This window comes from Neobacillus sp. S1227, assembly GCF_055385255.1.
Genome location: NZ_AP038276.1, coordinates 5315046 through 5332008, shown reverse-complemented (window position 1 = coordinate 5332008; position 16963 = coordinate 5315046). Strand labels below are relative to the sequence as shown.

Annotated in this window: 14 protein-coding genes and 2 pseudogenes; 15 read left to right on the top strand and 1 reads right to left on the bottom strand. The window is 42.0% G+C overall.

Annotation, left to right across the window (positions count from 1 at the left end; genetic code table 11):
* Window positions 1-3: 3 nt before the first annotated feature.
* The 14 genes and pseudogenes from ACZ5AE_RS26595 to ACZ5AE_RS26530 all read left to right on the top strand — a co-directional run.
* Window positions 4-1440, top strand: a complete 1437-nt coding sequence (locus tag ACZ5AE_RS26595; RefSeq protein ID WP_464567654.1) for a PTS transporter subunit EIIC — start codon at window positions 4-6, stop codon at window positions 1438-1440.
* Window positions 1441-1568: 128 nt separating this feature from the next.
* Complete coding sequence (locus ACZ5AE_RS26590) at window positions 1569-2357, top strand: PTS sugar transporter subunit IIA (RefSeq protein WP_464567652.1); 789 nt, start codon at window positions 1569-1571, stop codon at window positions 2355-2357.
* Between the two features lie 15 nt (window positions 2358-2372).
* Window positions 2373-2621 carry an HPr family phosphocarrier protein gene (locus ACZ5AE_RS26585; protein ID WP_464567650.1) on the top strand — a complete coding sequence of 83 codons (249 nt, stop codon included), beginning with the start codon at window positions 2373-2375 and terminating at the stop codon, window positions 2619-2621.
* Window positions 2622-2656: 35 nt separating this feature from the next.
* The gene (locus ACZ5AE_RS26580) at window positions 2657-3628 is read left to right on the top strand and encodes an aminoimidazole riboside kinase (RefSeq protein ID WP_464567648.1); all 972 of its coding nucleotides are present in this window, start codon (window positions 2657-2659) and stop codon (window positions 3626-3628) included.
* A gap of 310 nt (window positions 3629-3938) precedes the next feature.
* Window positions 3939-5483: an NADH dehydrogenase subunit 5 gene (locus ACZ5AE_RS26575; RefSeq protein ID WP_464567646.1), complete on the top strand. Its 1545-nt coding sequence runs from the start codon at window positions 3939-3941 to the stop codon at window positions 5481-5483.
* Complete coding sequence (locus tag ACZ5AE_RS26570) at window positions 5468-8086, top strand: DUF2309 domain-containing protein (protein ID WP_464567644.1); 2619 nt, start codon at window positions 5468-5470, stop codon at window positions 8084-8086. Before ACZ5AE_RS26575 ends, ACZ5AE_RS26570 begins: the two co-directional genes overlap by 16 nt.
* A gap of 81 nt (window positions 8087-8167) precedes the next feature.
* The gene (locus tag ACZ5AE_RS26565; protein WP_464567642.1) at window positions 8168-8533 is read left to right on the top strand and encodes a Na-translocating system protein MpsC family protein; all 366 of its coding nucleotides are present in this window, start codon (window positions 8168-8170) and stop codon (window positions 8531-8533) included.
* Window positions 8534-8576: 43 nt separating this feature from the next.
* On the top strand, window positions 8577-9068 hold the full coding sequence (locus tag ACZ5AE_RS26560) for a carbonic anhydrase (protein WP_464567640.1): 492 nt from the start codon (window positions 8577-8579) through the stop codon (window positions 9066-9068).
* A gap of 516 nt (window positions 9069-9584) precedes the next feature.
* The gene (locus ACZ5AE_RS26555; protein ID WP_464567638.1) at window positions 9585-10235 is read left to right on the top strand and encodes a GntR family transcriptional regulator; all 651 of its coding nucleotides are present in this window, start codon (window positions 9585-9587) and stop codon (window positions 10233-10235) included.
* A gap of 27 nt (window positions 10236-10262) precedes the next feature.
* Window positions 10263-11582 carry an MFS transporter gene (locus tag ACZ5AE_RS26550; protein ID WP_464567636.1) on the top strand — a complete coding sequence of 440 codons (1320 nt, stop codon included), beginning with the start codon at window positions 10263-10265 and terminating at the stop codon, window positions 11580-11582.
* Window positions 11582-12970 (top strand): amidase, encoded by a 1389-nt coding sequence (locus tag ACZ5AE_RS26545; RefSeq protein ID WP_464567634.1) that lies wholly within the window; start codon window positions 11582-11584, stop codon window positions 12968-12970. Before ACZ5AE_RS26550 ends, ACZ5AE_RS26545 begins: the two co-directional genes overlap by 1 nt.
* 227 nt (window positions 12971-13197) lie before the next feature.
* Window positions 13198-13617: a DUF1801 domain-containing protein gene (locus ACZ5AE_RS26540; RefSeq protein WP_464567632.1), complete on the top strand. Its 420-nt coding sequence runs from the start codon at window positions 13198-13200 to the stop codon at window positions 13615-13617.
* 183 nt (window positions 13618-13800) lie between these two features.
* Window positions 13801-14001: pseudogene (locus tag ACZ5AE_RS26535) on the top strand (transposase); the annotation flags it as partial.
* Window positions 14000-14221 (top strand): annotated as a pseudogene (locus tag ACZ5AE_RS26530) (transposase); the annotation flags it as partial. The pseudogenes ACZ5AE_RS26535 and ACZ5AE_RS26530, both read left to right, overlap by 2 nt.
* Before the next feature lie 632 nt (window positions 14222-14853).
* Here the strand turns inward: ACZ5AE_RS26530 and ACZ5AE_RS26525 are convergent.
* Window positions 14854-15075, bottom strand: a complete 222-nt coding sequence (locus ACZ5AE_RS26525) for a YdbC family protein (protein ID WP_464567630.1) — start codon at window positions 15073-15075, stop codon at window positions 14854-14856.
* Window positions 15076-15724: 649 nt separating this feature from the next.
* On the opposite strand from ACZ5AE_RS26525, the gene ACZ5AE_RS26520 reads away from it, so the two are divergent.
* Window positions 15725-16465 (top strand): hypothetical protein, encoded by a 741-nt coding sequence (locus tag ACZ5AE_RS26520; RefSeq protein ID WP_464567628.1) that lies wholly within the window; start codon window positions 15725-15727, stop codon window positions 16463-16465.
* The last annotated feature ends 498 nt before the right edge of the window (window positions 16466-16963 follow it).

Below are 16963 nucleotides of genomic sequence, written 5' to 3'. Positions count from 1 at the left end.
GCAATGAAGAAATTAGGTCAATTGCTAAGCGCAATCATATACAAAAATATCACTGTCATTATAGCTGTTGGTATCATTCATGAAATCTTTGGGATCTATGGATGGTGGTATAATGACCGTATTTTACTTTTAGTGAATCCTATCTATAACACGCTCCTGCCTGTTTTATTTGGTTATACAGGCGGGAAATTAATAGGCGGGCCACGTGGAGCAGTGGTTGCGGCGGTTGTGACATATGGGTTAACCCTGTCTAGCTCCACTCCCGCCATCCTCGGTGCGATTGTGATCGGTCCATTGATGGGGTGGATGATAAATAAGCTTGATGAGATTGTAAAAAAGAAGCTGCCTGGTGTTGGCTATGAATTACTCCTAGGAAATGTTCTGGCAGCAGGCATTGCGATTGTCTTTACGATTATTTGCTTTCTTTACGTAGGACAAACCCTTTCGATGGGGATGGAGTGGTCTACTAAATTATTAGAAACAGTCATTAATTCCGGCTGGCTTCCATTAGCTTCCGCCATCATTGAACCAGCCAAGGTGCTATTTTTTAATAATATTATCAATTTCGGCATTTTGGGCCCTTTAGGAATTCAGCAGGTGAGGGAGTTAGGAAAGTCTATCTTCTTCTTGTTAGAAAGCAATCCAGGACCTGGTCTAGGGATTCTTCTAGCGTATTGGTTAAAAACAAAAACTGAACAAAGAAAAGGGGCAAAACTTGCCGCTGTTATTCACTTTTTTGGCGGGATTCATGAAGTCTATTTTCCGTATGTGCTAATGAAACCACTGCTCATCCTGCCGCTGATCTTAGGCGGAATGGCCGGAGTGTTCACTTTTCAGCTGTTTGATGTCGGCCTAGTAGCTCTTCCATCACCGGGAAGTATCTTATTATTTGTTGGGCTCGCACCAAGGGAAGATATGTTTTTTATCCTATTAGGTGTGATTCTTTCAGCCCTTATTTCCTTTTTATTTAGTATCCTTCTTTTAAAACAGGTGTCCGATTCACCGACTGAAATGGATAATCGGGAAACCATTTTAGAGTTTTACCATTTAGAGAGGGATGAGCAGCTAATTAAAAGTGAGATGAAGGATTCTTCTTTAAAAAGGGAAATAGCTGAACCGGAGGATTCCTTCATAGGCAGGAGAAAGGTTGAAACCATTTTCTTTGTTTGTGAAGCAGGGATTGGCTCAAGTGCCATGGGGGCTTCCATGTTAAGGAAGAAACTTGTACAGGCGAATCTGGCCATTGAAGTGGGAAATGCATCTATAGATGAAATTCCTTCAGATGCAGATCTTGTTATTTGCCATCAGAAGTTATTTTCCACTGTTCAAAAGGCGGCACCTGAAAAGATCTGCTATCCACTTAAATCTTTTACAGATATGAAAGGGTACAACGAGTTGCTGAAGCAATTACAAGATGGGGCGGGGGTTAGCCGCGGATAGGTGGGATTTACTCGCGGATATCTCAATATTATCCGCGCGCCCCAATTCATTCATGACATATTTCCTTTTTGACAAAACTTTGCCATCTCAAGCCGCTTAATTAGTCTAAATATTGCTAAAATTGAGGTGTGGAAAAAAATAAAAAAGGGGAAATAATCATTAACATCGCTCAAGAAAAACTAAAATACACAAAAATAAATTCCATTACCTTCGTATGCGAAGCTGGCATGGGGACAAGTGTTATTGGCGCCGTATTGTTTCGAAAAAGATTGAAAGCAAATGGATTAACCGTTCCGGTTCATTTTTCCGCTATAGAGGATGTTCCGAATTACACTGGTCTCATTGTGACCCATAAGCGAATGAGCGAAAAATGCCGTGAATACTATCCAAGCATCCCTCTCTTTTCTCTAGAATCCTATACTGACCAAAATGCTTATGGACAATTAGTCAAACTATTAGATGGGAAAAAGGGACAAGCGGTCAGAAAAGAGCAAATCATGCTAGCATGCCAGGCTGAAACGAGGGAGGAAGCCATCAGGATTGTGGGGCATCGAATGGCTGGGTTAGGTTTCATTGAACAAGGCTATTTTGATGAAATGCTCCAAAGGGAAAAAATCTATCCTACCTATCTCGCAAATGGTGTTGCGATTCCACATGGATTCAATAGTAAAAGCAACTTTGTAAAACAGGCCGGGCTGGTCATCGCCCAGTTTCCCCAGGGTGTGGATTTCAATGAAGAAAAGGCCTATTTATTAATTGGAATCGCTGGGAGTGGCAAGATCCAAGTCAGATTACTTTCGGCTATTGCTGAAATGATTGACGATCCACTCCTAATCAATAAATTGAGAGAAGAAAGTTCCAGTGAGAAATTTATTTCAGTTTTACAGATTCTATACGATCAGGTGGAACTAGAATAAAGAGGGGGCTGAAAAATGGTGCAGAGGGATTTCATTATGAAGCGAAAATTCGGGTTCCATTTAAGGCCAGCTGTTTCATTTGTTCATATCGTTGAAAAACATGAAAGCAAGGTATCCGTTCTATATAACGATAAAATGGCTTTAGGAAACAGCGTTCTTGATCTATTGAAGCTTGGCTTAGAAGAGGAAGCACGCTTCACAATAATAGTGGACGGTCCTGACGAAGAAATGGTGATGGAACTCTTGAAAAATGAATTTTCTTAAAAAAGCAGAAATCCTGCATTGAGGGGAAGGGTAACATGAAAAAAGGTATTATTAGTTTAGGAGAAGCATTGATTGATTTTATTCCTTTAGATGATTCCAATTCGACTTACCAGAAAAGTCCAGGCGGTGCTCCTGCGAATGTTTCAGTTGGGGTTTCCAAGCTGGGTGCAAAATCTACTTTTCTTGGAAAAGTAGGAAATGATGTATTAGGGATATTTTTAAAAGAAACATTGCTAGATTACGGTGTCGATGTGACGAATATGATTTTTTCAAATGAAGCCCGTACAGGAGTTGTTTTCGTCACGCTAGCTGAAAATGGAGAACGGAGTTTTGAATTTTATATTAATCCAAGTGCGGATCGGTTTTTATCCGAAGCAGAAATAGATCCTTGTTTTTTCAAAGAACATAAAATCCTTCACTTCGGTTCTATTTCATTAATTAGTGAACCATCAAAAAGTGCAACTATCAAGGCTGTTGATCTTGCAAGACAGGAAGGGCTTTTCGTTTCCTATGATCCTAATTTGCGTTTAGGTTTATGGAAGGATAAAGCTGTAGCAAGGGAAACAATCATTTCGATGCTAGATAAGGTAGACATCTTAAAAATTTCCGAAGAAGAACTCGTTTTTATCACAGAATGCGAGGGGATTGAAGAAGGGATAAAATGGCTTTCCCAGTATGAAATCCCGCTGATTCTTGTTACTTTAGGTGAAAAAGGAAGCATCGCCCTTGCAAAGCATGTGTACATTGAGACCCAGGCAATGAAAGTCGAGGCAGTCGATACCACCGGTGCCGGCGATGCCTTTGTATCGGGAATACTGTATGGGATTAATGAGTGGGTGGAGGATCTTGCCACCCTCCCGGAGGACACATTGAAGAAAATCGTTCACTTCGCTACAATATCCGGCGGCCTCGCCGCATCCAAAAAAGGAGCAATGACCGCACTCCCGAATTTGAAAGAAGTTAAAGTATTGGGTGAAGCGTCACTTGACAGAATCTTTACCAAATAGTAATATTTAGTACGTGATTATAGTGTTTAGGTGATTTCTTTCAATATAGAACTTTAGCATATGGTTAATAATGATCTATTGGCTTTTATGAAAAAGGAATCCTATAGAAGTAGAAATCAAAAATACGTAATGAATAATATACGATTAAGGTAGACTATTTAAAAGCCCGATTGGGAAGTTAAAGGTAAACCGGCAATCTTCAAAGTTTAATGGTTGTAGTATGACCATTAAATTTAGAGACTGCCGGTTTTTTTGTTTTTTAAAAACTAGAAGATTTATATTATCAAAATCTGAGAGGGAGAGAGCGAGGATGTCCGATTATTTGGAGCTCATTTCATTACCGGCTGCATTTTTTATTATCCTAGCCGTTTCCATGGTAAGCGCCATTTTCCTGCTGTGGGAAAAGGTCCCCGTACATTTTGTTCGATATCATATAGCCATCATTTCGGTGCCGCCAATCGCCGCCATGTGGGGGCTGTTCTCTAGCAAACACGACGGAAGTGTGATGTATGGGCCTTGGCGTTTCGATTCTCTCTCATTACTTCTGGCCCTTTTTGTCCTGACGATTGGTGTCATTGTGCAGCGCTATTCACTTCGGTATTTGTTCGGTGATCGCGCTTACCGAAAATATTTTACGCTGCTGACACTCACTACGTTTGCCGACACCCTTGTTTGGCTCAGCAATGATCTGCGCATTCTGCTGGTCTGCTGGGGAGTGACCCTTTTAGGCTTGACCCAGCTGATCCGACTAAATAAGGAGTGGCGGGTGGCCAGAAAAGCAGCTGCCTCATCAGGCCGGATATTTTTACTCAGCTGGTTTATTCTGCTGTTAGCAGTAATCTGGATTTCACAAACAACAGGACAATGGCAATTATCGGCTGTTCTTGAAAAAGGTAATCTTGCTCAACTTGCATCGTGGGAGAGGACCTGCATCAGCCTCCTATTGATTGTGGCGATGATCATTCCATCGGCACAGTTTCCTTTCCAGCGCTGGCTGCTAGACTCGGTCGTGGCTCCAACGCCGGTTTCGGCTGTCATGCATGCCGGCATCGTCAATGCCGGCGGTCTGATGTTTACTCGTTTTGCACCGCTTTTTAACGGCGGCGATTCAGCACAGCTAGTTCTGCTTGTTCTGTCCGGCATTTCCGTCCTGCTGGGGACCGGTATTATGCTGGTCCATGTCGACTATAAACGGCAGTTGGTCGGCTCCACCATTGCCCAAATGGGATTTATGCTGATCCAGTGTGCTTTAGGCGCCTATTTGGCAGCGATTATTCATGCAGTACTACATGGGCTTTTTAAAGCGAGTCTTTTTCTACAGGCCGGATCTGCCATCCAGCACCAGGAGACTCATTCCTTCAAGGGCCGTCCGTTTCCCTTTTTGTGGACGATCACAGGAGTGGCATTAGGTCTCATTTTGTCGATTGGCTATTGGCTGAATTCCGGTGGGGAGGGTTATCACATCATCAGCACCCTCATTTTGGGCTGGTCAGTGATCTTTGCTTGGGTCGGACTCGTTGCCTTCGGGGCAGGCCGAATTGGCCGGGTTGCAGGGCTTGTGTTCCTTGCGGGAGCGGTCATCATGTTTACATTCATCCACTCGCTTTTAGACGGTCTGTTACATGAAACGGTTCTATCAGGTGTGCAGCCACCTGCACCTGCCGTTATCTTGGTCCTTTTACTCTTGCTCGGTGGCAGCGCTTTTGGCTTATGGCTTGCGCACCATCACTCCTCAACGGCATTTACGGTTATTTATCTTTGGCTTGTCCATTTGGGCGAGCCTCACAAAGATTTAGTAGAAAGTCATCCCACATACTTGTCTTATAGGAGGTCATTCAGATGGCAACGACATTAGCCAAACCATTACAGTGGGAAGAGGTACAGGAAGATCTTAGTCTTGATATTCATGAATTGGTAAAGGCAGCGAGCGACGTCATCGCGCCGCTCGGCCCGATCAGCAAGTTTGCGGCACGCAGCCCCTGGGCCGGCTTAGAGCGGCAATCCTTTGAAGAGACAGCACGCCGTTTCAAAGATATTTGTGATATCGAGCTATTTCCCCATGATTCTGTATTAAAATCGGCACTGGATCAAGGCGAAATTGATGGGAAATTTTTAGAAGAAGGGGTGCGGAAATGGCTTGAGCAGCACTCTTTGGGACTCCCGCTCACTGATGCGGAGCAGTTTTGCCGCGCGGCACTAACAAAGGAGCAGCCATCTACTGATTTGACGGCACTTCCCGAAGTGAAAAGATTGGCCAATAAACTCAGTGGCTTTAAGTACCATTTGAAGGCAAGGCAATCCATGAAAACCCTTAGTCAGCGGTTCGAACAGATAGGCGGTGAGTCGGTGTTGCGGGATCTCAACCGCCATCTAATTAAATGGTGTAAATTGTTCTTGGATGAGTCCCAGGCTGTTTGGTCAATGCCAAACCGCGAGGAAGGCTTCTACCAGGCATGGCGGAGAATGGCTTCCTTAGACCCGGCCTTATCGCTTGAGGAACGCAGACAGATCAAAAATTTGCCGAAAGAAGCGGATTTTGCTTTAAATGAGGCCTTGTCCCATTTAGGAATCCACCCTTCAGAGACTAGAGGATATCTAGAAGCTCATTTGCTGGCCCTGCCAGGCTGGGCGGGAATGATGCTTTGGCGCTCGCAGCAACATAGTAACGAAAGCTCCTTGCTAACTGACTATTTGGCAGTAAGAATTTCAATGGAGCAACTATTGATGAAGCCATATCTTCCTATACCCACCCAAGGAACGGAAGAGGGCGTGCTCTTGGAATCGTTAATTGCTGCCTGGCTTCATTGGGGGAAGTTCCCCATCATGGCATGGCCGCAATTGCCTCCTGGTGAACAAAAAGCTCGTTTGAACCTCGCTTGGCAGTTTGATCAAATGGTCCGTAATAGACTTTGGATGGAAGCTTGGGAAAAAACATATGAACAGCAATTGATGGAAGAAATCGTCTCGAAGCAGCGGTTGTCCTCTGAGCCTAAGTCGCCTTCATTGGCACAGTTTGTTTTTTGCATCGACGTAAGGTCAGAGCCTTTCCGTCGCCAACTGGAACAGACAGATGGCTTCGAAACGTTCGGGGCAGCCGGGTTTTTCGGCTTGCCGATTGAAACCTGCAAACTGGATAGCGAACATAGCCATCCTTCTTTGCCGGTATTGTCCAAACCGCAATTCAAGGTAAAAGAATACCTGCTTGAATCGCAATACCAACCATTTCACGAGCGGCTACAGGCGGTCCATTCACTAAAAGGTACCTTTAAAACCATGAAGCACAACCTGCTTGCCAGCCTATTGCTGCCGGAGGTAAGCGGACCATGGCTTAGTATGCAGACGCTGGGCCGAACTTTTTTACCAAGAAGGGCTGGGCGCACATTCAAGAAACTGCGTGACACCTGGTTCAGGAAACCGGATGTGAAGCTGACGCTTGACCGTATGGAGGACCCTGAAACGGAGATCCCGGTTGGTTTTTCAGAAGAAGAGAAAGTGCAGTATGTGGAGCAGGCGTTAAAAACGATCGGGCTCACCGAACATTTCGCGCCACTCGTGGTCATTTGCGGGCACGGAAGCCACAGCACCAATAATCCATATGCTGCTTCGCTCGACTGCGGGGCGTGCGGCGGGGCATCAAGTGCTTTTAATGCGCGGGTGCTGGCGGAGATGTGCAACCTCCCCAATGTCAGGCAGTCCCTCAAAGCAAGAGGGATTTCTATTCCGGAGGAGACCGTTTTTGCGGCGGCCGAGCATATTACCACACTTGATGAATTGCATTGGGTTTATCTTCCGAAACTTTCGGATAAAGCTGAAGAAGCATATACACAAATCCAGGCGGCACTGCCAAAAGTGAGCGAGCAGGCTGTCCTTGAGCGAATCCGGGAATTGCCTGGTCTTAAAGGCAGCTTGAAAAATCCAAAAGCTGAAGCAGAGCGGCTTGCTGAGGATTGGAGTGAGATCCGTCCAGAATGGGGACTGGCAGGCAATGCGGCGTTTGTGATCGGGGAGAGAAGCTTGACCGAGGCGTGCAATCTCGAGGGAAGAGTGTTTCTTCATAACTATAACTGGAAAAAGGATAAAAGCGGTTCGCTGCTTAGCGGTATCATTGCTGGGCCGGGAACGGTCTGCCAAATGATTAATCTGCAATATTACGCATCGGCCGTTGCGCCTCATTATTATGGCAGTGGAAATAAAGCCACCCAAACCGTGACAGCAGGAATCGGCGTGATGCAGGGGAACGCCAGCGATTTATTATCCGGACTCCCATGGCAGTCCGTGATGCAATCGGACGAAACAGTCTATCATGCACCATTAAGGCTGCTGGTAGTCATCCAGGCACCAAAGGAATATGTGGAACGATTGTTGAATCAAGACCGGGCCTTTCAGCAAAAAGTCAAGAACGGCTGGCTGCGGCTTGCCTCCATTGATCCGGTAGGAAACTGGAAAAGCTGGTCGTAACGCTCGATGTAAAATATTTTTAGCCAGCTTTGGTTATAAAGTAATATAGCTATTTATGGCAGAGAAGGGATAAAAGTCGATATGGAGAAATCAAAAGGCGCTATTGAGGCTGAAATTAGTAAAGCATTAACGCAATGGGAGAAAAGTTACCTTGGACGGGGTTCCCTTTCTGTAAAGACTGATATTTTGCGGGATATGGTGATCGTTGTATTAAATGGCATCTTAACCCCCGCTGAATATGCTTTATGCAAAGATAAAGAAGGATTGTTATCCATAAAAACAACCCGAAACGGCTTGGTGGAATCAGGCCAAGAGGAGTTAAAACAAATTATTTTTTCGCTAACAGGTCAGGAACTCATCAGTTTTCATACCGACATCAGCACCCAAACCGGTGAACGGGTCATGGTTTTTAAACTATCAGGAAATTTGGGGAAAGAACTATCTTAATTGCGATTTCGTCTGTATTCAATTTAAAAATGAGGTGAACGTAATGAAAATGGCCGATAATAAAAAAGTGCTGTTTGTGATGGGAATGGAGCAAAGTCCGGAAAGTATCATGAACGAGATGAGTGGTCTTCATCCGGATCATATTTTAGTCTTGCAATCGTATGGGCCCGCCATTGAACCCTTTAGTGATCTCATGCGGGACCTCATTATTGCTGTCTATCGGGAAAATGTTGAAGAAATATTCGTTGCCGTTCCAACGGCTAATCGAAAGAATGCTAGAGAGACTCTAAAGAAAATATATAATAATAAAGAATTACAAGAGAAAATTCAAACATTGGATTATCTGTTTAAAAATAGTATGCCAGAACTTCCAAAAGGCAGCATCAGAGAATGGCTGGAGGGCAACGAAGCCTCTGCCAACAGCATGCAAAATAGTGCTGAAGTCATTCGAAACCACCCGTTAATGCCTTCCAACGTAAAAGTGACAGAATTATTGATTGAGAGTGAAAATCTATCAAAAGCAGCCGTTTTGTGAGTCATGGGGAGTCATGGGGACGGTTCCCATGCATCACTTTTTTTAGTCATGTGGACGGTTCTTTAAGCTGACAAACCAAAGTTTTGCGCGTAAAAGGGCACAGCTAGCGATCTTATGCTAGCTGTGCCTTAGTGTTTTTTTGTGAAACATCAAGTTGCGCGAAAGAAAGAAATGCCTATGTAACTTTTTTGAGTAATTGCCATTTATTTGGATATACTTTCCGAAATGATGCGGTTACTTTCCCATTTGATGATTTTACTATCAGATCTTGACCAAATACTTTCCTATTATCCACTATTACTTTCCAGTTTTGGTCATTTACTTTCCAACATTTTTGAGGATAAGGATGAGATGAGCATGCAAAAGCAAAATGCGAAGCCCATCCATAAGGTTAAATTAGGAGATTTTCCTTTATATAACTTCTCTAAGTAAAATTCAGAAAATTCCGTATTATATATAATATATTTACAGATAATTTTTATTATTATAAAATTTCATTTAAAGGGGGGGGCAAATATGAGGAACTATTTAGTCAGCCCAAAATCGTTAAAATCACAATCCTATCATGTTATTAAAGAAGCCATTATTAAGGGGGTATTATCTGATAATGAAGCGTTAACTGAAATGAAGGCAATGGAGCTGTTTGGTATTAGCAGAACCCCGTTTAGGGAAGCCATTCAAAGATTAGAAGCAGAAGAGTGGGTGATTTCCATTCCTTACAAGGGCACTTATGTAAGCCCTTTAACCATGAAAGATGTAGAAGAAATTTTACAAATTAGATTAATCATTGAAACGGCCTTGGCAAAAAGTGCAGCAGAAAATATGACAAGCGACAAAATAGAAGCACTGCAACATATTATGAGCAAAATGGAATCAGTTTCCTCTCTTCAATCAGACTACGAGTTTACATTGATTGATGAAGAATTTCATAAAACTATTAATCTATTTGGCGGTAATAAAAGACTCAATTCCATGAGTGATCAAGTATACGATGTCATGCGGAGAATTGCGATGACAGTCTTAAAAAGTCCGATTAGAAGAAAAGAAGTCATAGATGAACATTTGAAAGTGATAGAAGGTTTAAAAACGAATGATGTGGAAAAAACCTTGAGTCACCATTATGACCGTGTGAAATTTGAAGCACAAAAGTATTTTTCAAGTTTATAAAATAGGTAAGGAAAGAGCAGGTGTTATATGAAGAAAAATTATCGTTATCAAATTATGTTCATGATGGTACTGATGGTTATCATCAACTACATCGATAGGGGAGCCATTTCGTACGCTCAAAAAGATATAATTGGCGAGTATGGATTTGACCCTATTTCTTGGGGAGCCGTACTTGGCTATTTTGGGTTTGGTTATTTATTTGGATCTCTCTTTGGAGGAATTCTCGCAGATAAAAAAGGGCCGAAATTTGTTTGGATCTTTATCGGTGTGGGCTGGTCCGTTTTTGTCATAGCCACTGCCTTTGCCGGAGATATTGGTTTAGCCTTATTTGGCGGTTCGGCTCTAACTGGATTCGCCGTGATCCGTATCTTATTTGGTTTTGCAGAAGGACCGACTTTTTCAACGATTAATAAAACAAATGCAAACTGGGCTACACCTAAGGAACGCGGGTTTGCTGTATCGATGGGCCTTTTAGGAACACCATTGGGAGCCATGTTAACTGCTCCTGCTGCAGTATTACTGTTAACTGTAACAAGCTGGAAAGTGATGTTTCTTATTCTTGGCAGTTTAGGTATTGTATGGGTTATTTCATGGTCAAAAATGTTTACCGATTTACCTGAGCAAAATCCGAAAGTATCGAAGGAAGAGCTTGAAAGGATTCGTTCCGTTAAGGATTTATTGCCTAATGAAAAAGTGGTCGGTCAGCATGACGACTCTATTAAGTGGTATCATTTCTTTAAAAATCCAACACTTATTTTTAATGCTCTAGGTTATTTTGCATTCCAATATATAAATTTCTTATTACTAACTTGGACACCAAAATACTTGCAAGATCAATTTGGCTTTCAATTATCCTCGCTCTGGTATTTAGGAATGATTCCTTGGGTTGGAGCTTGTTTTACAGTCTTGCTTGGCGGGAAAATCTCGGATTATTTACGAATGAAAACTGGAAATTTGCGCATCGCACGATCAGGTTTAGCTGTCGTTTCGTTATTATTAACAGCAACATGCTTCATATTAATCCCTACTCAAGACACGATTGTCGGAGTGATGGTCTTAATGTGTATTGGTAACGCCTTCAATTCGCTTCCGAATTCTGTTTATTGGTCCGTCATTATTGATACAGAACCAAGTCGTGCCGGAACATTTGGCGGGATTACCCATTTTATTACGAATACTGCAACCATTATCGCACCAATTTTAACCGGTTTCTTAGTAGTTAGCTTTGGTTACTCTTCCATGTTTGTAGCAGCAGGAATTGCGGCTGCCGCTGGAATGGTAGCAATGTCCTTTGTTAAACCAGGTCAACGGCAAGTAAAAAACGAAGTAAAAAGGGTGACTGCCTAATGGATATTTTGTCCACCTCAAAATTGCTTGAAAATAAAGAATTATCACCAATTGACTTAGTCAAAAAAGCGTTAGACAAAATTTCGGAAGAAAACCCGAAAAACAATGCCTTTATTACAGTTTGTGAAGAAGAATCCTTACAAGCAGCACAGGAATTAGAGCAAGAATTATTGGCTGGAAAAATTAGAAGCCCGCTTCACGGTATCCCAATCGCTGTCAAAGATTTAATTTTTACAAAAGGAATTCGCACAACGATGGGGTCAAAGGTGTATGAGCAATTTGTTCCTGATGTAGATGCAACAGTCGTCCAAAAATTAAGGGATGCAGGTGCCATTATTATTGGAAAAACGAATACCCATGAATTTGCCTATGGACCAATTGGCGATCGTTCCTATTTTGGTCCATGCCGTAACCCGCATAATTTAGACAAAATTACTGGCGGTTCTAGCAGTGGATCGGGTGCGGCAGTTGCCTCTGGAATGGTTTTCGGTGCATTAGGAACGGACACAGGTGGTTCAATCCGGATTCCGTCTTCTGCATGCGGAATAGTTGGAATGAAACCAACCTTTGGATTAGTAAGCAAAAAAGGGGCTTTTCCTTTAGCCTATACCCTTGATCATATCGGCCCTATGACAACGAATGTGAGGGATAACGCATTAATGTTGAATATACTGGCTGGCTATGATGCTGAGGATTCCTATTCGCTGCATACGGAAAGCAGGGATTATTCCAGTCTAATTGGTCATGCCGTTAAAGGAAAAGTGATTGGCATCCCATCTGTTTATTTTGAAATGATTGATGAAGAAGTGCATGCTGCGGTCATGAATTGTATTCATCTTTATGAGCAGGCTGGAGCAGTCATTATGAAAGTGGAAATTCCTAATATGGCCAAAGTGGCAAAAGCTCAGGTTGTGACCATTCAATCGGAAGCAGCGGCGGTCCATGTTGATACATTAAAGCACCACAAAGATGATATAGATGATGAAGTTTTTGAGAGATTAGCAGCAAGTCAAGAAGTCAAAGGATATGAATATGTTCAATCCCAAATCGAAAGGAAACAAATCATTGCGGAGTTTAATCAGGTCTTTGATCAAGTCAATGTCTTATTGACGCCGACACTGCCCATCCTTCCGACGAATATTGGTCAGCGAGAAGTACAAATACAAAACAAAATAGAGGCGGTCCGCCACGCTTTGTTAAGGTTGACGTCGCCAACAAACTATACAGGCAATCCCTCATTATCAATTCCTTGTGGAATGTCAGCTAGTAAACTGCCGATTGGTGTCCAATTAATCGGAAAACATGGTCATGAAGCAGAATTGTATCAATTTGGGTATGTTTTAGAGCAAATATTGAATAAGGGTCATTTTTCGATGACAGTTTCTTAAAAGGGAATTTTTTAGAGGAGAAGGTACAATTCTCCTCTATTCATTTTGTCTACTGATTTTACCTTAGATTGATAGGTTTTTCTGATTGGGTGAAAATGGTAAAATGGGGCTGCAACTAAATTAATGTAGGCTGGCGTGGTTGTCACTCTTCTTTTCGTACTTCTATCGGAGAAACGACTTAAAAATGAGAAAACCACTCAAGCTTAAAAAAGGAGTGTTTCCCCAAAATGTATGAACAGAAAACCAAAGAAACCGGCAATAGTGTTGTAGAGTTTATTGAAACTGTTGACAGCCCTAGGAAGCGTGAAGATGCCTATAAATTATTAGAAATTTTTACAGAAACAACAGGGTTTGAAGCAAAAATGTGGGGGCCAAGCATTATCGGCTTCGGTTCCTATCACTATAAATACGCTTCCGGTCATGAAGGCGACGCGCCGCTGGTAGGTTTTTCGCCTCGTAAAGCCAAAATCAGCTTGTATTTTGCTCCAGGTGAAACCAAGCGCGAGGAATTACTGGGAGACTTTGGAAAATATTCAACAGGAAAAGCATGTGTGTATATCAATAAAGTAGCGGATATAAATGTTGACGTCCTAAAAGCCTTAATTAATGAATCGATCCGATTTTTGCAGGAAAAGTACCCGAGTTGATTATGTGGACGGTTCTGCTGGCTTTTTGGGCCCGGCAAATGATGTACGAAAACCGTCCGAGACCACTAAAAAACACTTCCATATAATTGGAAATACCATGAATAAATAGATAGAAAAGCCCTCAAATTTGGTATAATGGAGTTGACTAGAAACCAAAAAACCAAATTAGGAGGACTTTTCTATATGCTTAAAGAAAAAAATATGCAGTTAAGCATCTATTCATTATTATACGATAAAATTCCAGATAATCATATTCTTAGATTAATTAATGATGCCGTTGACTTTAGTGTTATTAATAAACTCCTTGAAAAATCCTACTTTAAATATTATGGAAGACCTGACAAAGAACCTGAACTAAAGGTGAAATTGCTGGTTCTACAAAATCAGCGCCCCGGAATTCTATGAGTATAGCCAAAAGCAAAAGACGGAGGAATTCAAAGAAAAATACAAAAAAAGGGCTTGCCAAGAATGGAAGAACGGGGAAATGAAAAATTTCCACGGGCTAGATCGTGCCAGGGGGTACGGTCTAAAAAGCATGTCCACACAAGCAAAGCTAACTGCTTTTGCGGTAAATTTAAAGCGGATAGCAAACATCCTATCCGCTTAAAACCCACATATTATTACATATTAAGCTCGATTCTTGAAAAAAGTCGATAATTTTATGGATTTTAAACAAAAGGCTCTTTTCTCAGAGATTGTTGCTTTTAACTATATTGAAAACACCGAGTGGATTGGAGCGAAAGGCGCTTGACTCCTGCGGGAAATAGAGGAAAGGTCGAGACCCCGCAGACGGAACGTCGAGGAGGCTCGACTTCCTCCCCGCGGAAAGCAAGCGCCTGTAGCGGAAAGGAACGGACAGTGTTATTCCCAAAAACAACAAACTTTACGAAAAGAGCCAAACAAAAAAACGTGAACCGTCTAACCAATGTAAAAAAAAATACCGACTTTTTCAGTAGTCTCGGACGGTTCTCGTGCCTCATTTTAGGTGTGATTCAGGGGGAGAAATAGGAGAATTTTAGAGGGGATTTCCACTTATTTGGATATACTTTCCGGAATGGTCCGGTTACTTTCCAAATTGATGATTTACTTTCTCTTTTTGACCAGATACTTTCCTATTCTCCCCTTTTACTTTCCAAAATTCTTAGTTTACTTTCCAACCTGATATTTTCCCATTTTCTCTTTAACCCCAAGAATAAGGGCTGACCCCTTTAAGTAGTCAGCCCATTATTATCAAGATTACAATTCCATCCCATTTAATAAATCTTTCAATGCCTGCAGTTCTTCTTTTGAAAGTGTGACTCCCTTACCCATCTTTTCATGGTTAGGTGCCCAATCCCGCAAATCATACTTGGGTTCTTTTCCGTTCCAGCTAACGAGATTCAGCTCCTTGCTCCATCCCTTAGGAGATTCGGATAGTTTGCCTATTGATGAAGTAATCTCATACTTAATCTCCGCCATACTGTTCCCCCCATTTCCTCTGCTGTCTATTATTATGGTCAAGGCTGTACGGCAATAAACGTAAGCCGCAAATTGAGCCTGCCCGTTAGCGCTATAAGATTACAGCCTGCACTCTTCAAAAACTTTCAGAAAAACCGTTCCGATTGGTATCGGTCCTCTGTGGAAGGGGGTCATTTTGTCCCAAGACCGTAAGAAATCAGTGAGCAACATCCTCATCAAGCTTCAAGTGGTAGACAGGACGGAGGCAGCCCTAAGGACAAAACAAGCAGGGCTTTGATGCAGGGGGACGGTTCTCGTGCATCTTTTAGTTAGCGGATTCCCTGGAAGGATGGAAGTTTTCCATGCTCTTTTCTTTACCCTTCGCTATTAACAAAGCAACAAACCTTGTATCACTAGTGGCGAAATAGCCAAGAGCCGGAGACAAGGATTCAGCGAAACACTGATCCAGAGACAAACCAAGGTTCCTTTTTAGAAAATAGCGGTGCTTGTGGTGTGATGATGTATGATTAGAGTCATACAGAGGCAGCCGAGAATTTCGTTGAAAGTTATTATGGTAGTATTATATATGAGTGAGTTTGGCAATAGACAAGTGCTATTACAATTCCTTACCCTGCACAACAGGAGCAATACTTCACTGGAGGAATTCAACATGAATGACGAATGGTACGATAACTATGACGGCGGCGTGTATACCGGCAGCGGTAGTAAGGGATCAAAGAGGAAAACGGTGACTAGAATACCGCGGTTTAAAAGTTTTATCCGTAAAGGACATCGCGGAAGGCGTTCCAGACGAGGTAAGGTAAGCGATCCGGAAACAACGATTGCCATATGGGTCGTTATTACAGTATTGGTGTCAGCATTTTTTCATGTGGAATTGATATTCGCTTCACTATATGCATTATTTGTTCTTTATACGCTTGTAACAAAGGACGTCTGGCCAATCCGATATGTATCAGTGGTCCTTACAACAATGGGCATCCTATTCTTTGTAGCAATCAGTTTGGCTGTAGTAGTAAATTTACTAATCGGCAGTAACATATTACAAGACCCCGCTACACAGGTCGCTTACAAATACATTATTAAAGTTCCATTATTAAGCTGGTCGATTGTTTGGCTGCTTGAGAATGGGATTGACTGGCTTCATCAAAGAAAATACGCAAAAGGGAACTTTGTAGAAAAGAAAAAGCTCCTGCTGCAAAAAATACCTAAGATTTGCCTCGCCTCTTCAACGGTACTACTTTTAGTTAATGTACTTCATTCCGTTTACGCTCTATTCCATTGGGGCATTTGGGGGTTACCTATGCTTAGTATCATCAACTCTTGGACAACCACCTTCATAATCGGACTCACTATATTAGGTAAAATTACACAATGGCGGCAAGCAAAATGAGACATGGGGACGGTTCGAGACCACTGAAAAAGGTGGATTAAAGACATTTTCAACCTCAGTCGAGGCGGTTTTGTCTTTAATAAGCCAATGTTAGGCGTGTTTTTTCAGTGATCTCGGACGATTTGTGCATCATTTTTTTCAATTTAGAAGGAGTGAGACATGAGAACCGTCCCCATGTACCGCTCTAGAGCATTTCTTTCAAATAAGGAATGCTTTTTATTTTTTGTCTGAATCCGTGATTGTTAAACAACAAAAATAACATAAAAATAAATAAAAAATTATTGATAATCGATAAAAAATGTGTTAAATTCCAAATAACCATAAATATGTGAGGTGCATGAGGCATAAGAGTGTCAGCCGAGATATTAGAATTCAAAATTTATGAAGACATTCATGGATGATTAAGTAAGAATCGTTAACATTTGCTGACAAAAGGAGAAGACGTCCAAATCCATTTCCGTGGTGATGTTAATTAGAAAAAGATTAAGAGAGGTACCA